We start from the raw sequence: 16578 nt of genomic DNA on the forward strand, positions 1-16578 counted from the left end.
CTCGACTTATCCTACGATCATATCATCACGATGCACGGCCACCGCACCATATTCATAGCCTAAGATTTCACTAATAGATTGGCTATGTTTCCCGGCAATCATACGTAAAGCATCACTGTTATAGCGCGAAACGCCATGCGCGATATCGTTACCTTGAGGGTCACAAATCGCGATAACTTCGCCGCGAGAAAAATTACCGGTAATTTCAGTAATGCCTTTCGGCAACAGTGAACTGCCCCGCTCGAGCAGTGCGGTTAATGCGCCGGCATCAATCAGCGCAGACCCTGCGGGTGGCGCACCAAAGATCCAATGCTTACGGCTTTCCAGACGATGTTCTTGCGCGTGGAACAAGGTTCCGGCTTTTTCACCTTGTAACAATCGCTGAATAACAATGGGTTGGTCACCGGGCGCGATAATGACATCAATGCCTGCTCGACATGCCACTTCAGCCGCCTGCAGCTTCGTTGCCATACCTCCAGTTCCCAATCCAGAAACACTCCCTCCCGCCATCATTTTTAGCGAGTCATCAATCTGATAAACATCTTCGATCAGTGTTGCATTGGGATCATAACGCGGATCGGCGGTAAACAGACCTTGTTGATCGGTTAAGAGCAAAAGCTTATCAGCATCGGAGAGTATTGCCGCCAGAGCGGAAAGATTATCGTTATCGCCGACTTTAATTTCTGCCGTGGCGACAGCGTCATTTTCGTTGATCACCGGAACGATACGCTGGTCTAAGAGTGCATGCAGCATATCGCGGGCATTAAGAAAGCGCTCTCTGTCTTCCATGTCCGCACGGGTGATAAGCATTTGACCAATATGAATACCATAGATGGCAAACAGCTGTTCCCATAACTGGATCAGGCGACACTGACCCACTGCGGCCAGCAGTTGTTTAGACGCAATGGTGGGGGGCAGTTCGGGATAATTCAGATGCTCTCTGCCTGCCGCGATAGCACCAGAGGTCACGACGACGATTCGGTGACCGTCATTCATTGCTTGTGCACACTGCCGCACAATCTCAACCATTCTCGCACGGTTGAGTTGACGAGATCCGCCAGTGAGAACACTGGTCCCTAATTTGACCACTAAGGTCTGACTGCCACGCATATTTCCTGCCACCTAGAGAGTTAAATGAGTCCACAGTTGTATCAGGACAGCTAGAGCTTGCCAATAGCTATCCTTATGCTTCGCGTAACTTAATCTAAAAAGGGGCAGCGTAGATGATTAAAACGACAACGAGGGTTCGAAGTTACTCGCAGGAATAAGCGGTGCATTAAGTTCGTTCATCAATGCTTCGAGGCGTGGGAAGAATTTTTGTAGACTCGCCTCGGCTTCTTGACGATCCACATCGCGTTTGATTTCAGCCGGTACCCATTGGCCTGCTTTATCGTATAAACCAAAGTCGAAACGATAGTCAAAGTGAGTTTCCTGAGCTTCTAACACTAACCACCATCCCCAAAACTCTCTCTTCTCTGGTGCCGGTTTAATATTGGTACAGACAGCTAAACAGTCGAAGAAGAAACGGTGATCTTGGCATTGCTCCTCGCGCAGATAGGGACCTAACTCATTAAATTTTACGATGTAACGGCCTCTGAAGTGGCCTCCGGGTAATACCATCTGACTACACTCCTATTAGCGTTCATTGTTATCAGTGTTACTTTTAGCAGACTTACTATTAAATGAAAATGATAAAAAAAAACAGCACCCTCAGGTGCTGTTTTTTCCATCAACTTTTGACTAGCGGTGGAATAAAGGTGATCCCCATATCCCAAGGTTGCTCAATCCAAGTATCTTGTGGAATATCAACAACGTAATCATCAACTAATGGGCGACCTGCTGGCTTAGCGAAAATTGTTACAAAGCGCGCTTTATGATACATCTCGCGGACGACTTTTGCCGTGCCGCCCGTGTCCACTAGGTCATCAATGACGATAAACCCTTCACCATCGCCTTCCGCACGTTTCAAAATTTTCATTTCACGTTGATGGTCATGGTCGTAGCTTGAGATGCAGACTGTATCGACATGGCGAATACCGAGTTCACGTGCCAATAGGGCCGCAGGAACCAGTCCACCCCGGCTCACAGCGATGATGCCTTTCCACTGTTCAACTGGCAGTAATTTCTCAGCCAACTGACGGGCGTGAATTTGCAACATATCCCAAGTAACTACGTATTTTTGACTCATAATAATCAGGCTCCGACCAACAGGGATGGTCTGGTGAATGGACAAACAAAAAAAAGTTTGCGCGTGATTATAGGGATAACGTCAGATAAAAACCAGTGCTGCTGCCGAGTTTGACTTTTTTTCGGTATAAATCGCTGCATGCTCGCGAACAATGATATGCTTTCTCTACTAATAATAACCGCTCTATGCCCTGATGACCGGGCTTAATCCTAATCCGTTATAGGAGACGCATTGTGTCTGAACTGTCTCAACTGTCACCTCAGCCCTTATGGGACTTCTTCGCCAAAATCTGTTCAATACCACACCCTTCTTATCATGAAGAAGCGTTAGCAACTTATATTGTAGACTGGGCTAAGACCCAACAATTTTGGTGTGAGCGGGATGCTGTCGGTAATATTCTGATCCGTAAACCGGCAACTGCAGGGATGGAAAATCGTAAACCTGTTGCCTTACAAGCCCACCTCGATATGGTTCCGCAAAAAAATAATGCTACCGAGCACGATTTTGCGCGCGATCCCATTCAACCTTGGGTTGATGGTGAGTGGCTGAAAGCTCGCGGTACGACACTCGGTGCTGACAACGGTATCGGTATGGCTTCTGCGCTTGCCGTTTTAGCCGATAAAACCGTTGAACACGGCCCGCTAGAAGTCCTACTCACCATGACTGAAGAAGCTGGGATGGAAGGCGCTTTCGGCTTACAACCTAATTGGCTGCAAGCAGAGATTCTGATCAACACCGACTCTGAAGAGGAGGGTGAAGTCTATATGGGGTGTGCAGGGGGAATTGATTTCTTATCTGAACTCCCGATTAGCCGAGGCGATATTCCTGCGCAACATCTGACTTTAGAGATTAGTCTCAAAGGGCTACGCGGCGGACACTCTGGTGCCGATATCCATCTCGGATTAGGTAACGCGACAAAACTGTTGGCGCGTTTCTTTGCAGAATCTCGCGATAAGCTCGATCTGCAGTTGATCGATTTTAAAGGCGGTAACCTTCGTAACGCTATTCCTCGTGAGGCCAGCGCGGTCGTCGCCGTTGCTCCGGAACAGGAAGCGGCCCTTCAGCAGGCACTTCAGGATTACCTTTCAATCCTACAAAATGAAGTCGCGCCAAAAGATAAAAATGTTACCTTAAGCGCGCAGGCAATCTCGCACAGTGGGCAAGCGTTAGTCGCAGAAAGCCAAGATCGCTTTATCAATTTACTAAATGTGACCCCTAATGGCGTGATCCGTAACTCTGATGTTGCGCCGGGTGTCGTCGAGACATCATTAAACATTGGTATCGTGACTCTTGAAGAGAATCAGGCAAAAATCTACTGCCTAATCCGCTCGCTTATTGATAGTGGCAAAGAGTATGTCGTGTCAATGTTACAGTCATTGGGCGCATTAGCCGGTGCGAAAACAGAAGCATCGGGTAGTTATCCTGGCTGGCAGCCTGATGCTAACTCCGCCATCATGGCCTTAACTCGCGAAATTTATTTGGATCTTTTTGGTAAGAAACCCAACATTCAAGTCATTCATGCTGGATTAGAATGTGGTCTATTCCGCGAGCCATACCCCCATTTAGATATGGTCTCTATCGGACCAACTATTACTGGACCTCATTCACCGGATGAACAGGTACATATAGGAAGTGTTGGCCTTTACTGGCAGCTGCTAACGGCCTTACTCAAAGCCGTTCCAACAAAATAAGTGCCCTGCTAGGCGAGCAATCGCCTAGCATATCGTTGTTTGAGAGGTCACTCATGATTACTGACTGGATACGAGGATTAGCCACACTCATTTTTCTGCCCTTTCTCGCTCAAGCCTCTGCCGAAAAAATTATGCTTTGGCCTACTGGTGGTGACCAAACCCGTCCAGGCCCTAGTGTGGTGATAACGCCTCAAGGCAAAGTCACCGAAGTTAATGCGCCTTTTTTAACCCTCTACTCTCCCAAAACCTTTAACGGCAAAACTGTGCTAATCGCTGCGGGTGGGGGTTACCGAAGAATTGAGCAAGCCAAGGAAGCGATACCTGCCGCACACTTTCTCACTCAGCAGGGCTTTCGCGCCTACGTGCTGACTTACCGATTACCCAGCGCCCACTGGCCGCAAGGTAAAGATGTCGCCATGAAAGATGTCCGACAAGCGCTGAGGATCATTCATCATCAAAACCCGCACCTAAGCGTACTCGGCTTTTCAGCGGGCGCGCATTTACTCGCCTTAGCCATAAATCGTGCTGAGATGACACAAAAGGATGATAATGCAGCGTTTAGCGTTGAAGGCATGGCGTTGATCTACCCAATGATTTCTGTGGAGTCTCCCCTCGACCATAGTGCCACCCATCGGGTCCTCGCGGGACCTCACGCGTCGCGGCAAGAGGAAGCGAAATGGTCAGTACAATCGGTTATTCATGACCATTCTCCTCCACTCTTCGTTATCGAAAGCGTAGATGACCCCATTGCCCCACCGCAAAATGGTTTTTTTCTTCAACATGCCGCGACACAACACCATGTCCCTATGACATGGATACGCTACGCAACGGGCGGTCATGGTTTTGGATTGGGGCAAAAAGGGATGGCGAACTCTGCTTGGCCAGAACATTACCTCGCCTGGCTCAATCAACTGCCAACTCATAACTGAAGGGGTAATTGACGCTCCACTTGTGGATCAAGCAGACTGACATGAAGACCAATTAACCTTACCGATCGCCCCTGTCGCCGTTGCTCCCAGAGTTTTAAGGCGAGATCGATAAAGTCCTGCTTGGTCAGTTCAGTCCAGATATGCTCAAGGGTCGTCTGTTGGAAGTCGGAAAACTTAAATTTAACCCCCTGACGTGCAACCCGTAGGTCAGGCCTGACTTGACGTAATCGACGTTCGAGTTCTGTATACAACTTATCGATCACCTCCAGACACTGCTCCCATTGTTCAATATCGACGGAGAGCGTCGTCTCGACACCGACAGACTTGCGTAATCGATGGCCGTCGACATCTCGCGTATCAATGCCTTGGCTTTTTTCCCACAGGCTACGACCAAACTTACCGAATGTTTTTAACAGAAAACTTAGCTCAACTTTTTGAATATCGGCACAAGTATAAAGACCTAAATCGGCCAGCTTTCTTGATGAAACCTCACCCACCCCAGGGATCTTCGCTAGAGGGAGCGTCTGTAAAAAATGGTCGACCTGCTGTGGGGGGATAACATACAGCCCATCGGGTTTATTCACTTCGGAAGCGATTTTGGCCAAAAATTTGATGGGTGCCACGCCCGCTGATGCCGTAAGCCCCGTCTCAAGGAAAATAGAGCGGCGTATTTCTTCCGCAATCAGTGTTGCGGAACCTTGGCAGGCAAGGCACTCCGTCACGTCGAGATACGCTTCGTCTAAGGAGAGCGGTTCAACTTTCGAGGTATACCGTTTGAATATTTGCTGTATTTGGGCCGAGGCCTGTTTGTAAGCGTCGAACCGACCCGGGAGCAAGGTTAACTGTGGACATAATTTTAATGCCGTCGCTGTTGGCATGGCACTTTTTACGCCATAACGACGGGCGGGATAATTTGCGGTGCTGATGACTCCCCGCCGCTCTCGGCTTCCGCCGATCGCAATGGGAATATCCCGTAAGGCAGGATTATCTCGCATTTCAACCGCTGCATAAAAACAATCCATATCGACATGAATAATTTTACGCATTTCACCCCTCCGACCGACTATCGGCATACTGTATAAATAACCAGAGGGTAATGCAAGTCGTACCTCATTAAGCCAGCGCAAGGCGAGAATTATCAGGGGGGATATAAGGCAGTAATAAGATAAATGAGAGCCATATCGCGTCTGGAACCCAGACTCATTTTTTTTAACAAAAAAAGCTAGATGAAAGCTTGATTAAAGCCATAACAGTGATAATGTTGCGCAGATAAATTGTTCTACTGCAATAGTCTGTTGTCCGATTGCAGACCGTCCCCATGATTGTCATCAAGGTACACCTAGCATGCGTATTTTCGCACTCATATTTGCGATATTGTTTTCCTGTAACGCGTTCTCAACAGAAATCGTTCCACTCTCTAATGCATTACAAGCCCCAGTTAGCGATCAGCTGAAAACTGAACTGATCGGCTCGCCGGTATTTATTCAGATTTTTAAGTCTGAGCGTACGCTCGAACTTTATGCCAAAGTCGGTAATCAGTTTCGCCTACTTAATCGCTTTAATATTTGTAAGTTCTCGGGCGGCTTAGGCCCTAAACGAGTTCAAGGTGATTTTAAGAGTCCGGAAGGATTTTATACCATTGGCGCCTCACAGCTTCACCCAGATAGCCATTACTACCGCGCGATTAATTTAGGCTTTCCTAATCAGTACGATAGAGCTAACGGCTATAACGGTAACTACTTAATGATTCACGGTGATTGCGTCTCTATTGGCTGTTATGCCATGACCAATAGTGGTATCGATCAGATCTTTAAGTACGTAACGGCTGCATTTAATAACGGCCAAACGCAGATTGAAGTGAATATCTATCCGTTCCGGATGACCGACGACAATATGCGTCGCTATGCCGGTTCGCAGTACATTAACTTCTGGAAGCAATTGAAGCCTGGTTATGATTATTTCGAGAAATATAAGCAACCGCCAATGATTGCTGTAATGAATAATCAATATATCGTTAATGGCCAAAGTAATGGAACGAGCGCACCACGAGGCAACCCATTCCAAACGACTACCCCGAGTGCTTCAAAGACCTTTCTGGCCTTCACCCAAGCAAAATAACTTCCATTCGCCTGGCATAATCTTGTGCCAGGTTTCATTCCCGGTGAGAGGCTGTGTCGCAACAACGGTCACCACATCGTGAGCCGTTGTCTGCTGCATAAAATCAACTTCAATATCCTGGTCAATCAGCACCGCCTTCCCAAAAGGTGAACGCCGCGTAATCCAATGAAGATGTGTAGAGCAATACGCCATCAAGTAACGTCCGTCTGAGAGCAACATATTGAATACCCCCAGTGCTCGCAATTCGTTGGCGAGTTCGGCTATATAGCGAAATACTGAAGTCCAGTTTTTAGGCGTCTGAGGAAAGCGTTGCGAAAGTTTATGCAGCAGCCAGCAGAAAGCCCGCTCGCTATCCGTTTCACCTACGGGGCGAAACTGCCCAGTTTCGAGACGGCGGTAGCCTTTGAGCTGTCCATTGTGTGCATAGGTCCAATGACGCCCCCAAAGCTCACGGGTGAAGGGATGAGTATTCTCTAAGGCAACTTTACCGCGGTTCGCTTGACGAATATGAGCGATCACGGAATGAGATTTAATTGGATACTCTTGCACTAATCGTGCAATGGGCGATTCAAAACTCGGGAGGGGGTCTTTAAAGGTTCGGCATCCCTTTCCTTCATAAAACGTAATGCCCCACCCATCTTTATGCGGACCCGTTCCTCCCCCCCGCTGTACCAGACCGGAAAAACTAAAACAGATATCAGTAGGGACATTTGCGCTCATCCCAAGCAGCTCACACATGCAGTTGACCTCAATAGCAGCGTATCAGTCACTTAACGCCGATACCTAATAATCAATAACATGCTCTGCGTTATGCTGCAACGGGATAAAGCGCGCTTAATTCATAACAAAAAAGAAATACTTATGCCGAAATACGTTCCATCTCTTTTTCGATCAGCATGATTAAAATGTGGATAATTTTAATGTGAATCTCTTGAATTCGGTCAGCGTAACCAAAATGCGGGACTCGGATTTCAATATCCGCAGTACCTGCCATCTTGCCGCCATCCTTACCTGTAAACGTAATCACTTTCATACCCTTACTCCGTGCAGCATTGATCGCGCGGATAATATTGCCGGAATTGCCTGAGGTAGAAATACCGAGCAGAACATCACCCGATTGTCCCACCGCCTCGATAAAGCGGGAGAAGACAAATTCATAGCCAAAATCGTTACTGACACAGGATAAATGGCTAACATCAGAAATCGCAATGGCGGGGTAGCCCGGACGATCTTCACGATATCGCCCCGTAAGTTCTTCAGCAAAATGCATTGCATCGCAGTGTGAACCACCATTTCCACAAGACAATACCTTCCCACCCTGTTTGAAGCTTGCCGCTAGCAGCTCTGCAGCCTGCTGAATGGCATTAAGGTTAGCGTCTTGACTGAGGAACTGCTCAAGCGTTTTAGCTGCCTCATTTAACTCATCACGGATAAGATCATGGTACATATAAATTCCTTGTGGAATACGGAAAAATTCAGGTGCCAAGTGTAGCCCATTAGTATTTCAGTGCAATATGACCGAGGCGATTAACACAGGTTTCTTTGCGCTGTTGATCTCAAACCGATAAAAAAAGCCTATTAAACGTCTGAATTTAGACATCCAAACGTCCATATTGCCAAAATTTTTTGCCCTGTTATAGTGGTATTCATTCGCTCTTACCATGACGCAGAGGCCCCTCATGACTCGTTCAGTACCGGTTCCAGAGAGTAAACTTCCCGCCCTAGGCACCACTATTTTCACCACCATGAGCGCACTGGCTCAGCAGGTGGGCGCGATTAACCTCTCACAAGGCTTCCCTGACTTCAGTGGCCCAGATTACTTGCAGCAACGCCTAGCCCATCATATTGAACAGGGGGCAAACCAGTATGCACCGATGTCCGGAACCCCCGCCTTACGTGAAGCAATCAGTGCAAAAATCTCCCGTTGCTATGAATGCCAGGTCGATAAAGAGACAGACATTACCGTGACAGCGGGGGCTACGGAGGCATTATTTGCTAGCATCACGGCGTTAGTTCGCCCCGGTGATGAAGTGATCTGTTTCGATCCCAGTTACGATAGTTATGCCCCTGCGGTGCAACTCGCGGGCGGAATCATGAAACACATACCTTTATCACCTCCCGATTTCACGCCTAATTGGTCCAGCTTCTCTGCAGCAATTAGCGATAAAACCCGTCTAGTGATTATTAATACCCCACACAACCCAACTGCGAGTGTTTGGCAAAAAGAGGAATTCGACGCGTTGTGGTCCGCAATTGCCGAACGCCCAATATTTGTCTTGAGCGATGAAGTGTATGAGCATATCTGTTTTGCTCAGCATGGGCATTACAGCTTGTTGCAGCACGCTTCTCTGCGCGAGAGGGGGATTGTCGTCTCGTCGTTTGGCAAAACCTATCATATGACGGGCTGGAAGGTTGGATACTGTGTCGCCCCGCCTCATTTGAGCCTCGAAATCAGAAAAATACATCAGTACCTTACGTTTTCAGTTCATACCCCCACTCAGCTCGCGTTAGCGGATATGCTGAATCATGCTCCTGAGCATGACCAAAATCTTCCAAGCTTTTATCAGCAACGCCGCGATTTCTTAATTAATGCGTTACAAGAAAGTCGTTTTACCCTGTTACCGTGCCAAGGAACCTACTTTTTACTGCTTGATTACTCGGCAATTTCCCAGATGAACGATGTCGACTTTTGCCTTTACCTCACCAAAGAGGTCGGCGTTGCCGCTATTCCGCTTTCCGTATTCTGTAAAGAGGCCTTTCCTCATCACTTAATCAGGCTATGCTTTGCAAAAGAAGAGGCGACCTTGCAGGCAGCAGCGGAGAAACTATGTCAACTTTAATGGTCGGAGTATTACAGCAACCGATTATCTGGATGGATGGCGACGCTAATCTCCAGCATTTTTCCCGCCTTATCGCACAATCTGCTCACCACGATTTGTGGGTATTGCCCGAAATGTTCACCACTGGGTTTTCGATGCAAGCGGCAACCCAATCGCTGGGTGAAACACAGGTACTCGGTTGGTTACAAGCACTCGCCCAGAAGCACGATACCGCACTCTGCGGCAGTGCGGCGATCCAGCTGGCTGACGGTGCAGTGAATCGTTTTTATTTCGTTACCCCGCAGGGTGACTTCTCATACTACGATAAACGCCATCTTTTTCGGATGGCCAACGAGCATCATCATTATAAGCCAGGAGCCAGCCGCCAAATAATTGAATACCGTGGATGGCGTATATTGCCGCAAATTTGCTATGACCTACGCTTCCCCGCGTTTTCGCGCACGATCAACAACGATTACGACTTAATGATCTATGTGGCAAGTTGGCCTGATGCCCGTGCAAACCACTGGCAAGCCTTATTATTAGCGAGAGCTATCGAAAACCAAAGTTGGGTCATAGGCTGTAATCGCGTCGGAGAGGATGAGAATGGGTTATCGTACCGAGGAGATAGTCAAATCATCGCGCCTGAAGGAGAGATTATCGCCTCCGCCATACCCGCAGAGGCGACAGTGATCACCGCAACGATTGACCGTCAACGGGTAACCGCTTACCGCCAAGCGTTTCCCGCCTGGCAGGATGCGGACAGTTTTACCTTAACTTCCTCGGTAGGTTGACCACGAATTAGGAGTAATAAGATAAGGAAGATGGAAGTGTTCCCCCGTCTGCGTAATCACAAAATCAATCTGGGCGGTAAGGTATAACGAAGGGCGATTAGTTTGCGCAAAATAATCGCCAATTTCAGCGGTTAATCGATAATGGCCTGGCACGATGGGTTCGGGGGTTAAGGTTTTTAGGCGGCCATCGCTATCCGTTTTCCCCCTCGCAATCTGTTGCCACCCTTCGTTAGTCAGTTGGTCCAAGGTAATGGTGACGTTACTCGCGGGTTTTCCTAAGGCGGTGTCTAAAATATGCGTCGTAATCGTACTCATTGAATAGCCTCCTGCAAACGTAATGCCGTGATTTCACGCAGCTGTTGTAGGCTGGCCTCAATATCTTCTGCTGCACTGAGCTGCAAACGCTGCTCAAGTGCTGCAAGAATATCTTGCGGTGAGCGGCCTTTAGCGCGAATTAAAAATACTCGCTGGAAACGCTGCTCATAGCGTAAGTTACCCAAACGAATCGCTTCTTTACTCTGTTGATCGGTCTGTTGTACGGCCGCTTGTTCTTGACGCGAAGCCTGTGCTTCAGAGCTTTCTCCCGTGGGCCGTTCGCCGATACGAGGATGCGCTTTTAGCGCCGAAGTCAGGGCCTCTCCCCCCCACCCCGCGGTTAGCTCAGCAGCGACTTTGTGCAGCGTTGCGATATCGCGATAAGGTCGATGCGCAACAAGCTCAGTTTGCCAGGCTTCTATCGCTACACAATGGGCGATAGCCTGCTGTGCACTCTGTGCGTCGCTTTCATTAAACTGCTTGAGAGAGATCATCAGTTTCATATTCCCGAGAAGGTGTGGCCGTTAATTGTACCGCTTGAGTAAAGGCTTGGATCCCGGCGGCCACATCTTGTACCGTGACGGCTTCAGCAGGATGGTGACTGATCCCTTTCTCGCAACGCACGAAGATCATGGCAACCGGCCACTGTGCGGCAATTGCTATCGCATCATGCCCTGCACCACTTGACAGTTGCGGTGCACTCCCTTGAACTGCGGTAACCGCTTGGGTACAGGCTTCGCGTAATCGCTTATCACAGGTCGTTGCCGCAATATGATAAAACTCCTCAGCGCGGAAGCTAATGCCACGTGCGGAGGCAATACTCTGTGCACGTGACAACAGGTGTTCTAAGAGCTGGCTTAACGGGGCATCTTCTGGCCCTCGAATATCTAAGCTCAATGCGACCTCACCCGGGATCACATTTACCGCTCCCGGTGAGCAACTGATTTGCCCGACAGTGGCCACTAATCCGCCCCCTGCCGCAGTGGTCTCTTTTTCGATCGCCATTATCCATTCAGCGGCCGCCACCAGTGCATCTTGACGCTGCGTCATAGGCACTGTCCCAGCATGACCCGCAAGCCCCGTAAAATGACAGTGTAAACGATGAGCACCATTAATCGCCGTGACTACGCCTAGTGGTAAATCGGCCGTTTCAAGACAGGGCCCTTGCTCAATATGAAGCTCTAAATAGGCGGTAATAGATTCGGGACGACGAGCAGCCTGTAACACCTTGCGTGGGTCGAGATGTTGCGCGATCATCGCTTCTCGTACGCTAACCGACTGATCATCTGTCTTATCTAGCCAGTCATTCGGCCACTGCCCCGTTAACCCCTTACTCCCTAGGAGCGTAATGCCAAAACGGGTACCTTCTTCGTCGGCAAAGCCAACGATTTCGATGGCGTTGGCTAGGCGGATATTTTGGCTTCGTAACGCGCTCACCACTTCAATTGCCGTTAAAACACCCAGCGGACCGTCATAACGCCCGGCATTACGCACAGAATCGAGATGAGAGCCTAATAAGATAGCCGGTGCCCCATCCGTCAAGGCTTCATATCGACCACAGATATTACCCACCTCATCTTGCCAGACTGACATTCCAGCCTCTTCCATCCATTGCTGAACTTGGCGATTCGCTTGGAAATGTTCGTCAGACAGATAAACGCGCGTCAGCGCGCCTTGCGTTTCACTGATACTTGCCAACAGGTCACAACGCTGCATCACGCGCTGGGCAGCGCTATCTGCCATCGCTTTTGGAATAAGATTAAGCATGGGCACCCACCGCTTGATAATGGTCCCAAGCGGCTTGCAGCGCCGCCCCTTGCACGGTCTTAAAGCCAACATGATTCAGCACGGCTTCTAACGCGGTCAAAGTCTGCATCACACAGCTTTTGCGTGCGTTATACCCCATCGTACCAATGCGCCATACTTTACCGTGTAGCGGGCCAAAAGAGGTGCCGATTTCAATCCCAAAATCATGAAGCATCAAATGACGAACCTCGTCACCCACCACGCCAGAGGGGATATAGACCCCTAAGACATTATTCATCTTGTGTTGAATATCACCGAATACTTGTAATCCCATTGCTTGTACACCCTTTAGCATGGCATCACCGTGGAGTTTATGTCGCGTGATTCCCGCTTCTAGCCCTTCCTCCAAGATAAGGCGTGCGGCCTCATAAGCCCCAAATAACGCACTGGTCGCTTCGGTATGGTGGTTGAGTCGTTCTGGCCCCCAATAATCGAGCACCATGCCGAGATCGAAATAATTCGAATAAATCATCTCGTCATCGCCTTGCTGGTGCTGAGCCGTACGAATCCCTTCCTCGACACACTTACGCTTACGGATCTCTTCGACGATACGATCGCTTAATGTAATGGGCGACGTCCCCGAAGGACCGCATAGGCATTTTTGCATCCCCGCCGACACCGCATCAATTCCCCAAGCATCGGTTTCTAAAGGATTGCCGGCCAGTGAGGCGGTCGCATCGGTATACAGTAATACCCCATGACGACGGCAGATTTCCCCAAGCTGATCCAAAGGCTGTAACATGGTGGTCGAGGTATCGCCCTGCACGGTCAGCAATAAACGCGGTTTTACTTTTTTAATCGCTTCTTCGATTTGTTCGGGGCGGAACACCTCTCCCCAAGGCACCTCAATGGTATGGACCTCAGCACGGCAGCGGCGTGCAATTTCACATAACAAATGGCCAAAGCGACCAAAGACTGGCACCAAGACTTTATCGCCGGGACGAATCGTTGAAACAAGGATTGCCTCAATCCCCGCACGGGATGTCCCATCCACCAGCAGCGTCCACTGATTCTGGGTAGCAAATACCCCTCGATAAAGCGCCATGACTTGATTCATATAATCCGTCATCGCCGGGTCATACTGGCCAATAAGTTGACTCGACATTGCACGCAGTACACGAGGATCCGCATTGATCGGGCCAGGCCCCATCAGTAAACGTGGGGGTGGATTGATTTGAGAAAAAGAAGAAATATCCATGTGCGAGTCCTTGGTGATTGAAACAAAAAATTCTTATTAAGAAATACTGCAACAATTGTGCCAGAGAATTTAGACATAAAATGTCAGCGCTGGCTGAGCTTTACGATCACTTCGGGATAAACATCATGCACCAAGATAATGCACCGCACTCTTATGGTGCCCCATTATCGTTGTTCAAGCTCTTCGAGATGCTGATAGGTTTCCGCTATTTTATGAATACGTTGCCGTCCAGTCTCTAACGTCGAATGCAGCAGTGAATTTGCCATCAATGTTACAAAGCTCATCGCCGCACTGTAACAATCGAAGGCAGAAACGCTTTCCAGTGGCGTCGCAAATTGCCAAGTCGCTAATCCTTGAATACTCAACGCCTGCGGCTCGGAAAGAGTGATGACTGGCACCTGTTGACGTTGCAACTGCTGGAGTAATTTTTTTATCACCGCTGGCCGGCGTCTGAAGGCAATCACTACCACCACATCGTGCGGGCCATAGTCCACCAACTCTTCAGAAAGTGTCTGCCCAGGTGTCGGAAAGAGGCTGACTTGTGATCTGGCTTGAATCAATTGCGCACGCAGATGTAACGCAACCGGATAGGCATTACGGTACCCAATGATCCCCACTTGCCGAGCCTGATTAAGGGCTTGTATGGCCGACGAAAATTCTTGTGTGTTGAGAAGCGTTGTCCAATGGAGCAGGTTTGCCATCTCTTGTTTATAGTGCCTGGCGAGCAAGGTATCGCCGTGTACGATATCTCTCGGTTCCGTTAATGGCATACCGCTTTGTCGTAAAAGACGCAGCTCCTCGTACATATCCTTATATTTCTCGTAACCAAGCCGTTTAAATAACCGGCTCACCGTCGCTTTAGACACGCCGCTGACCCGTGCAAGCTCCGCACTGTTATAGCTGATCAAATCATCAAAATGATCGACAACAAAATCCGCCACACGCTTTTCTTGTGGCGTCAGGCTCTCATAATGGCTTGCCAATCGCTGATTTAAAGGCGTCATCTTCACTCCTGTAACAAACATTTCACTGTATTAAGCAGGATTTAGACCACTCTGAAATTTTTTTTTCATCTCGGTACAAAATTTGCTTGGTCAATCTCTTTGCCCTACGTGGATAGACAATAATGATTCAAAGCAATTTAGCGCCAAATGGTATGGCGGTCACCCCCCATCACTTGGCGAGCAGCAGTGCTTTAGCGATTTTACGCCAAGGAGGCAATGCCATTGAAGCCATGGTTGCTGCTGCCGCAACAATTGCGGTCGTTTACCCTCATATGAATGGATTAGGGGGCGATGGATTTTGGTTAATCGTCCCCCCCGAGGGCGAGCCTATTGCGATTGACGCAAGTGGTGCAGCAGGATCCTTAGCCACTCTCCAGCGCTATCATCCTCAAACTACCATTCCTTTCCGGGGTCCACAGGCAGCGTTAACCGTCGCCGGAACAGTCAGTGGTTGGCAACTTGCGTTAGACTACGCCGCACAGCACTTTGCACAGCCTCTGCCATTGAGCACATTACTTGCTGATGCGATTCATTATGCTGAATCCGGTATCCCTGTTACCGCCTCACAGGCAGAAGCGACAAAGAGTAAAGCGGGTGAGCTGGCTCACTTACCTGGATTTAGCGATATTTATCTGCCGCAAAAACGTGCACCGTTGGCGGGTGAGTGTTTACGTCAGCCTGATTTGGCGCATAGCTTAACATTGCTCGCCAATGAGGGATTAGACAGCTTTTATCGCGGAACACTCGGCAAAAAAATTGCCGCGGGGATGGCCGAGATAGGGATGCCGATCACCGAACAAGATCTTATTGACCATCAGGCACAGTTCAAAACTCCGCTCAGTGTAAAACACTCGCGCGGGACACTTTATAACCTCGCACCGCCCACGCAAGGCCTCGTTTCACTGGCCATTCTTGGAATTCTTGATCGCTTTAATCTCGAACAGTGTGATGAGATTCAGACTATCCATCGCATCGTGGAAGCGACGAAGTTGGCGTTTACCCTTCGTGATGAGCACCTCACGGATCCCAAAGAGATCACCCTTGATCTACAACAACTGCTTAACAACACACATTTGGATGCGTTAAGCCAGCAATTGAATACCGAACAGGCTGCACCGTGGGGCGAACCTCTGCTTCCGGGTGATACCGTATGGATGGGGGTCACCGATAAAATGGGGTATTCGGTCTCCTTTATTCAAAGTATCTACCATGAATTCGGCAGCGGTGTGGTCATTCCCGATACCGGTATCCTGTGGCAAAACCGGGGTGCAGCCTTTAGCTTAGAGACCGGTCACCCACGCTGTCTCGCCCCAAGAAAGTACCCTTTCCACACGCTAAACCCAGCAGCCGCTAAATTGGATGATGGCCGAACCTTAGTGTATGGCTCAATGGGGGGGGATGGACAACCGCAAACGCAAGCGACTCTCTTTACGCGTTACGTGCAACAGCAGCGTCCACTGCAAGAAGCCATTAGTGCCCCTCGCTGGTTACTGGGTAGAACATGGGGTAATGCCTCTGATTCGTTAAAACTCGAGTCACGCTTCAGCGAGGAGACCTATCAAGGACTTAAAACATTAGGTCACCGCACCGAAAGACTCGATGCTTGGAGCGAAGCCACTGGTCATGCTGGCGCAATTGTCCGCCATCCTAATGGACTGGTAGAAGGTGCTAGCGATCCTCGCAGTAACGGTAGTGCTGCCGGTTATTAAGGAATAA

17 protein-coding genes are annotated in these 16578 nt (G+C 49.1%); 6 read left to right on the forward strand and 11 right to left on the reverse strand.

The annotated features are described in order from the left end of the window. Window positions 1-6: 6 nt before the first annotated feature. From proB to gpt, 3 genes are all read right to left on the reverse strand, one after another. Window positions 7-1110, reverse strand: a complete 1104-nt coding sequence (gene proB, locus HGT71_RS14995; RefSeq protein ID WP_214218501.1) for a glutamate 5-kinase — start codon at window positions 1108-1110, stop codon at window positions 7-9. A 117-nt stretch (window positions 1111-1227) separates the two neighbouring features. Beyond that, the gene (gene crl, locus HGT71_RS15000) at window positions 1228-1620 is read right to left on the reverse strand and encodes a sigma factor-binding protein Crl (protein WP_214218502.1); all 393 of its coding nucleotides are present in this window, start codon (window positions 1618-1620) and stop codon (window positions 1228-1230) included. A gap of 109 nt (window positions 1621-1729) precedes the next feature. Next, window positions 1730-2188 carry a xanthine phosphoribosyltransferase gene (gene gpt, locus HGT71_RS15005; protein ID WP_048911623.1) on the reverse strand — a complete coding sequence of 153 codons (459 nt, stop codon included), beginning with the start codon at window positions 2186-2188 and terminating at the stop codon, window positions 1730-1732. Between the two features lie 233 nt (window positions 2189-2421). On the opposite strand from gpt, the gene pepD reads away from it, so the two are divergent. Further along, a complete protein-coding gene (gene pepD, locus HGT71_RS15010) occupies window positions 2422-3879 on the forward strand; it encodes a beta-Ala-His dipeptidase (protein WP_214218503.1) in 1458 nt (485 codons plus the stop codon). Window positions 3880-3932: 53 nt separating this feature from the next. Next, the gene (locus HGT71_RS15015) at window positions 3933-4808 is read left to right on the forward strand and encodes an alpha/beta hydrolase (RefSeq protein WP_214218504.1); all 876 of its coding nucleotides are present in this window, start codon (window positions 3933-3935) and stop codon (window positions 4806-4808) included. Here the strand turns inward: HGT71_RS15015 and dinB are convergent. Further along, window positions 4799-5854, reverse strand: a complete 1056-nt coding sequence (dinB, locus tag HGT71_RS15020) for a DNA polymerase IV (RefSeq protein WP_214218508.1) — start codon at window positions 5852-5854, stop codon at window positions 4799-4801. The two genes, HGT71_RS15015 and dinB, sit on opposite strands and share 10 nt — an antisense overlap. A 298-nt stretch (window positions 5855-6152) precedes the next feature. Between dinB and dpaA the strand changes: the two genes are divergently transcribed. After that, the gene (gene dpaA / locus HGT71_RS15025) at window positions 6153-6926 is read left to right on the forward strand and encodes a peptidoglycan meso-diaminopimelic acid protein amidase (protein ID WP_214218509.1); all 774 of its coding nucleotides are present in this window, start codon (window positions 6153-6155) and stop codon (window positions 6924-6926) included. On the opposite strand, the gene HGT71_RS15030 is transcribed toward dpaA, so the two are convergent. Both HGT71_RS15030 and lpcA read right to left on the reverse strand, forming a co-directional pair. After that, complete coding sequence (locus HGT71_RS15030) at window positions 6891-7664, reverse strand: class II glutamine amidotransferase (protein WP_214218510.1); 774 nt, start codon at window positions 7662-7664, stop codon at window positions 6891-6893. The two genes, dpaA and HGT71_RS15030, sit on opposite strands and share 36 nt — an antisense overlap. A 121-nt stretch (window positions 7665-7785) precedes the next feature. Then, window positions 7786-8373 (reverse strand): D-sedoheptulose 7-phosphate isomerase, encoded by a 588-nt coding sequence (gene lpcA / locus HGT71_RS15035; protein WP_214218512.1) that lies wholly within the window; start codon window positions 8371-8373, stop codon window positions 7786-7788. A gap of 232 nt (window positions 8374-8605) precedes the next feature. On the opposite strand from lpcA, the gene HGT71_RS15040 reads away from it, so the two are divergent. Together HGT71_RS15040 and HGT71_RS15045 are read left to right on the forward strand one after the other, a co-directional pair. Next, complete coding sequence (locus HGT71_RS15040; protein WP_214218513.1) at window positions 8606-9766, forward strand: pyridoxal phosphate-dependent aminotransferase; 1161 nt, start codon at window positions 8606-8608, stop codon at window positions 9764-9766. Then, complete coding sequence (locus HGT71_RS15045) at window positions 9754-10539, forward strand: amidohydrolase (RefSeq protein ID WP_214218514.1); 786 nt, start codon at window positions 9754-9756, stop codon at window positions 10537-10539. Before HGT71_RS15040 ends, HGT71_RS15045 begins: the two co-directional genes overlap by 13 nt. On the opposite strand, the gene uraH is transcribed toward HGT71_RS15045, so the two are convergent. From uraH to HGT71_RS15070, 5 genes are all read right to left on the reverse strand, one after another. Further along, window positions 10519-10854, reverse strand: a complete 336-nt coding sequence (gene uraH / locus HGT71_RS15050; RefSeq protein WP_099825424.1) for a hydroxyisourate hydrolase — start codon at window positions 10852-10854, stop codon at window positions 10519-10521. The genes HGT71_RS15045 and uraH overlap by 21 nt on opposite strands. Then, the gene (gene uraD, locus HGT71_RS15055; RefSeq protein WP_214218515.1) at window positions 10851-11348 is read right to left on the reverse strand and encodes a 2-oxo-4-hydroxy-4-carboxy-5-ureidoimidazoline decarboxylase; all 498 of its coding nucleotides are present in this window, start codon (window positions 11346-11348) and stop codon (window positions 10851-10853) included. Before uraD ends, uraH begins: the two co-directional genes overlap by 4 nt. Continuing rightward, window positions 11326-12621 (reverse strand): allantoate amidohydrolase, encoded by a 1296-nt coding sequence (gene hpxK / locus HGT71_RS15060; RefSeq protein ID WP_214218516.1) that lies wholly within the window; start codon window positions 12619-12621, stop codon window positions 11326-11328. The genes uraD and hpxK overlap by 23 nt, the downstream gene beginning before the upstream one ends. Next, entirely contained in the window at window positions 12614-13858 is a 1245-nt protein-coding gene (locus HGT71_RS15065) for a pyridoxal-phosphate-dependent aminotransferase family protein (protein WP_214218517.1), read from the reverse strand. Before HGT71_RS15065 ends, hpxK begins: the two co-directional genes overlap by 8 nt. A 164-nt stretch (window positions 13859-14022) precedes the next feature. Beyond that, window positions 14023-14862, reverse strand: a complete 840-nt coding sequence (locus tag HGT71_RS15070) for a MurR/RpiR family transcriptional regulator (RefSeq protein ID WP_214218518.1) — start codon at window positions 14860-14862, stop codon at window positions 14023-14025. Between the two features lie 122 nt (window positions 14863-14984). On the opposite strand from HGT71_RS15070, the gene HGT71_RS15075 reads away from it, so the two are divergent. Next, window positions 14985-16571: a gamma-glutamyltransferase family protein gene (locus tag HGT71_RS15075; RefSeq protein ID WP_214218519.1), complete on the forward strand. Its 1587-nt coding sequence runs from the start codon at window positions 14985-14987 to the stop codon at window positions 16569-16571. Window positions 16572-16578 lie beyond the last annotated feature (7 nt).

Source organism: Rosenbergiella epipactidis, assembly GCF_018494055.1.
Classification (GTDB): domain Bacteria; phylum Pseudomonadota; class Gammaproteobacteria; order Enterobacterales; family Enterobacteriaceae; genus Rosenbergiella; species Rosenbergiella epipactidis.

Excerpts from the sequence above, each read along its gene's own strand:
- uraD (WP_214218515.1), bottom strand. The coding sequence starts at position 11,348 with ATGATCTCTCTCAAGCAGTTTAATGAAAGCGACGCACAGAGTGCACAG.
- crl (WP_214218502.1), bottom strand. The coding sequence starts at position 1,620 with ATGGTATTACCCGGAGGCCACTTCAGAGGCCGTTACATCGTAAAATTT.
- HGT71_RS15070 (WP_214218518.1), bottom strand. The coding sequence starts at position 14,862 with ATGACGCCTTTAAATCAGCGATTGGCAAGCCATTATGAGAGCCTGACG.
- HGT71_RS15065 (WP_214218517.1), bottom strand. The coding sequence starts at position 13,858 with ATGGATATTTCTTCTTTTTCTCAAATCAATCCACCCCCACGTTTACTG.
- uraH (WP_099825424.1), bottom strand. The coding sequence starts at position 10,854 with ATGAGTACGATTACGACGCATATTTTAGACACCGCCTTAGGAAAACCC.
- dpaA (WP_214218509.1), top strand. The coding sequence starts at position 6,153 with ATGCGTATTTTCGCACTCATATTTGCGATATTGTTTTCCTGTAACGCG.
- gpt (WP_048911623.1), bottom strand. The coding sequence starts at position 2,188 with ATGAGTCAAAAATACGTAGTTACTTGGGATATGTTGCAAATTCACGCC.
- HGT71_RS15040 (WP_214218513.1), top strand. The coding sequence starts at position 8,606 with ATGACTCGTTCAGTACCGGTTCCAGAGAGTAAACTTCCCGCCCTAGGC.
- HGT71_RS15030 (WP_214218510.1), bottom strand. The coding sequence starts at position 7,664 with ATGTGTGAGCTGCTTGGGATGAGCGCAAATGTCCCTACTGATATCTGT.
- hpxK (WP_214218516.1), bottom strand. The coding sequence starts at position 12,621 with ATGCTTAATCTTATTCCAAAAGCGATGGCAGATAGCGCTGCCCAGCGC.
- HGT71_RS15045 (WP_214218514.1), top strand. The coding sequence starts at position 9,754 with ATGTCAACTTTAATGGTCGGAGTATTACAGCAACCGATTATCTGGATG.
- HGT71_RS15015 (WP_214218504.1), top strand. The coding sequence starts at position 3,933 with ATGATTACTGACTGGATACGAGGATTAGCCACACTCATTTTTCTGCCC.
- dinB (WP_214218508.1), bottom strand. The coding sequence starts at position 5,854 with ATGCGTAAAATTATTCATGTCGATATGGATTGTTTTTATGCAGCGGTT.
- lpcA (WP_214218512.1), bottom strand. The coding sequence starts at position 8,373 with ATGTACCATGATCTTATCCGTGATGAGTTAAATGAGGCAGCTAAAACG.
- HGT71_RS15075 (WP_214218519.1), top strand. The coding sequence starts at position 14,985 with ATGATTCAAAGCAATTTAGCGCCAAATGGTATGGCGGTCACCCCCCAT.
- proB (WP_214218501.1), bottom strand. The coding sequence starts at position 1,110 with ATGCGTGGCAGTCAGACCTTAGTGGTCAAATTAGGGACCAGTGTTCTC.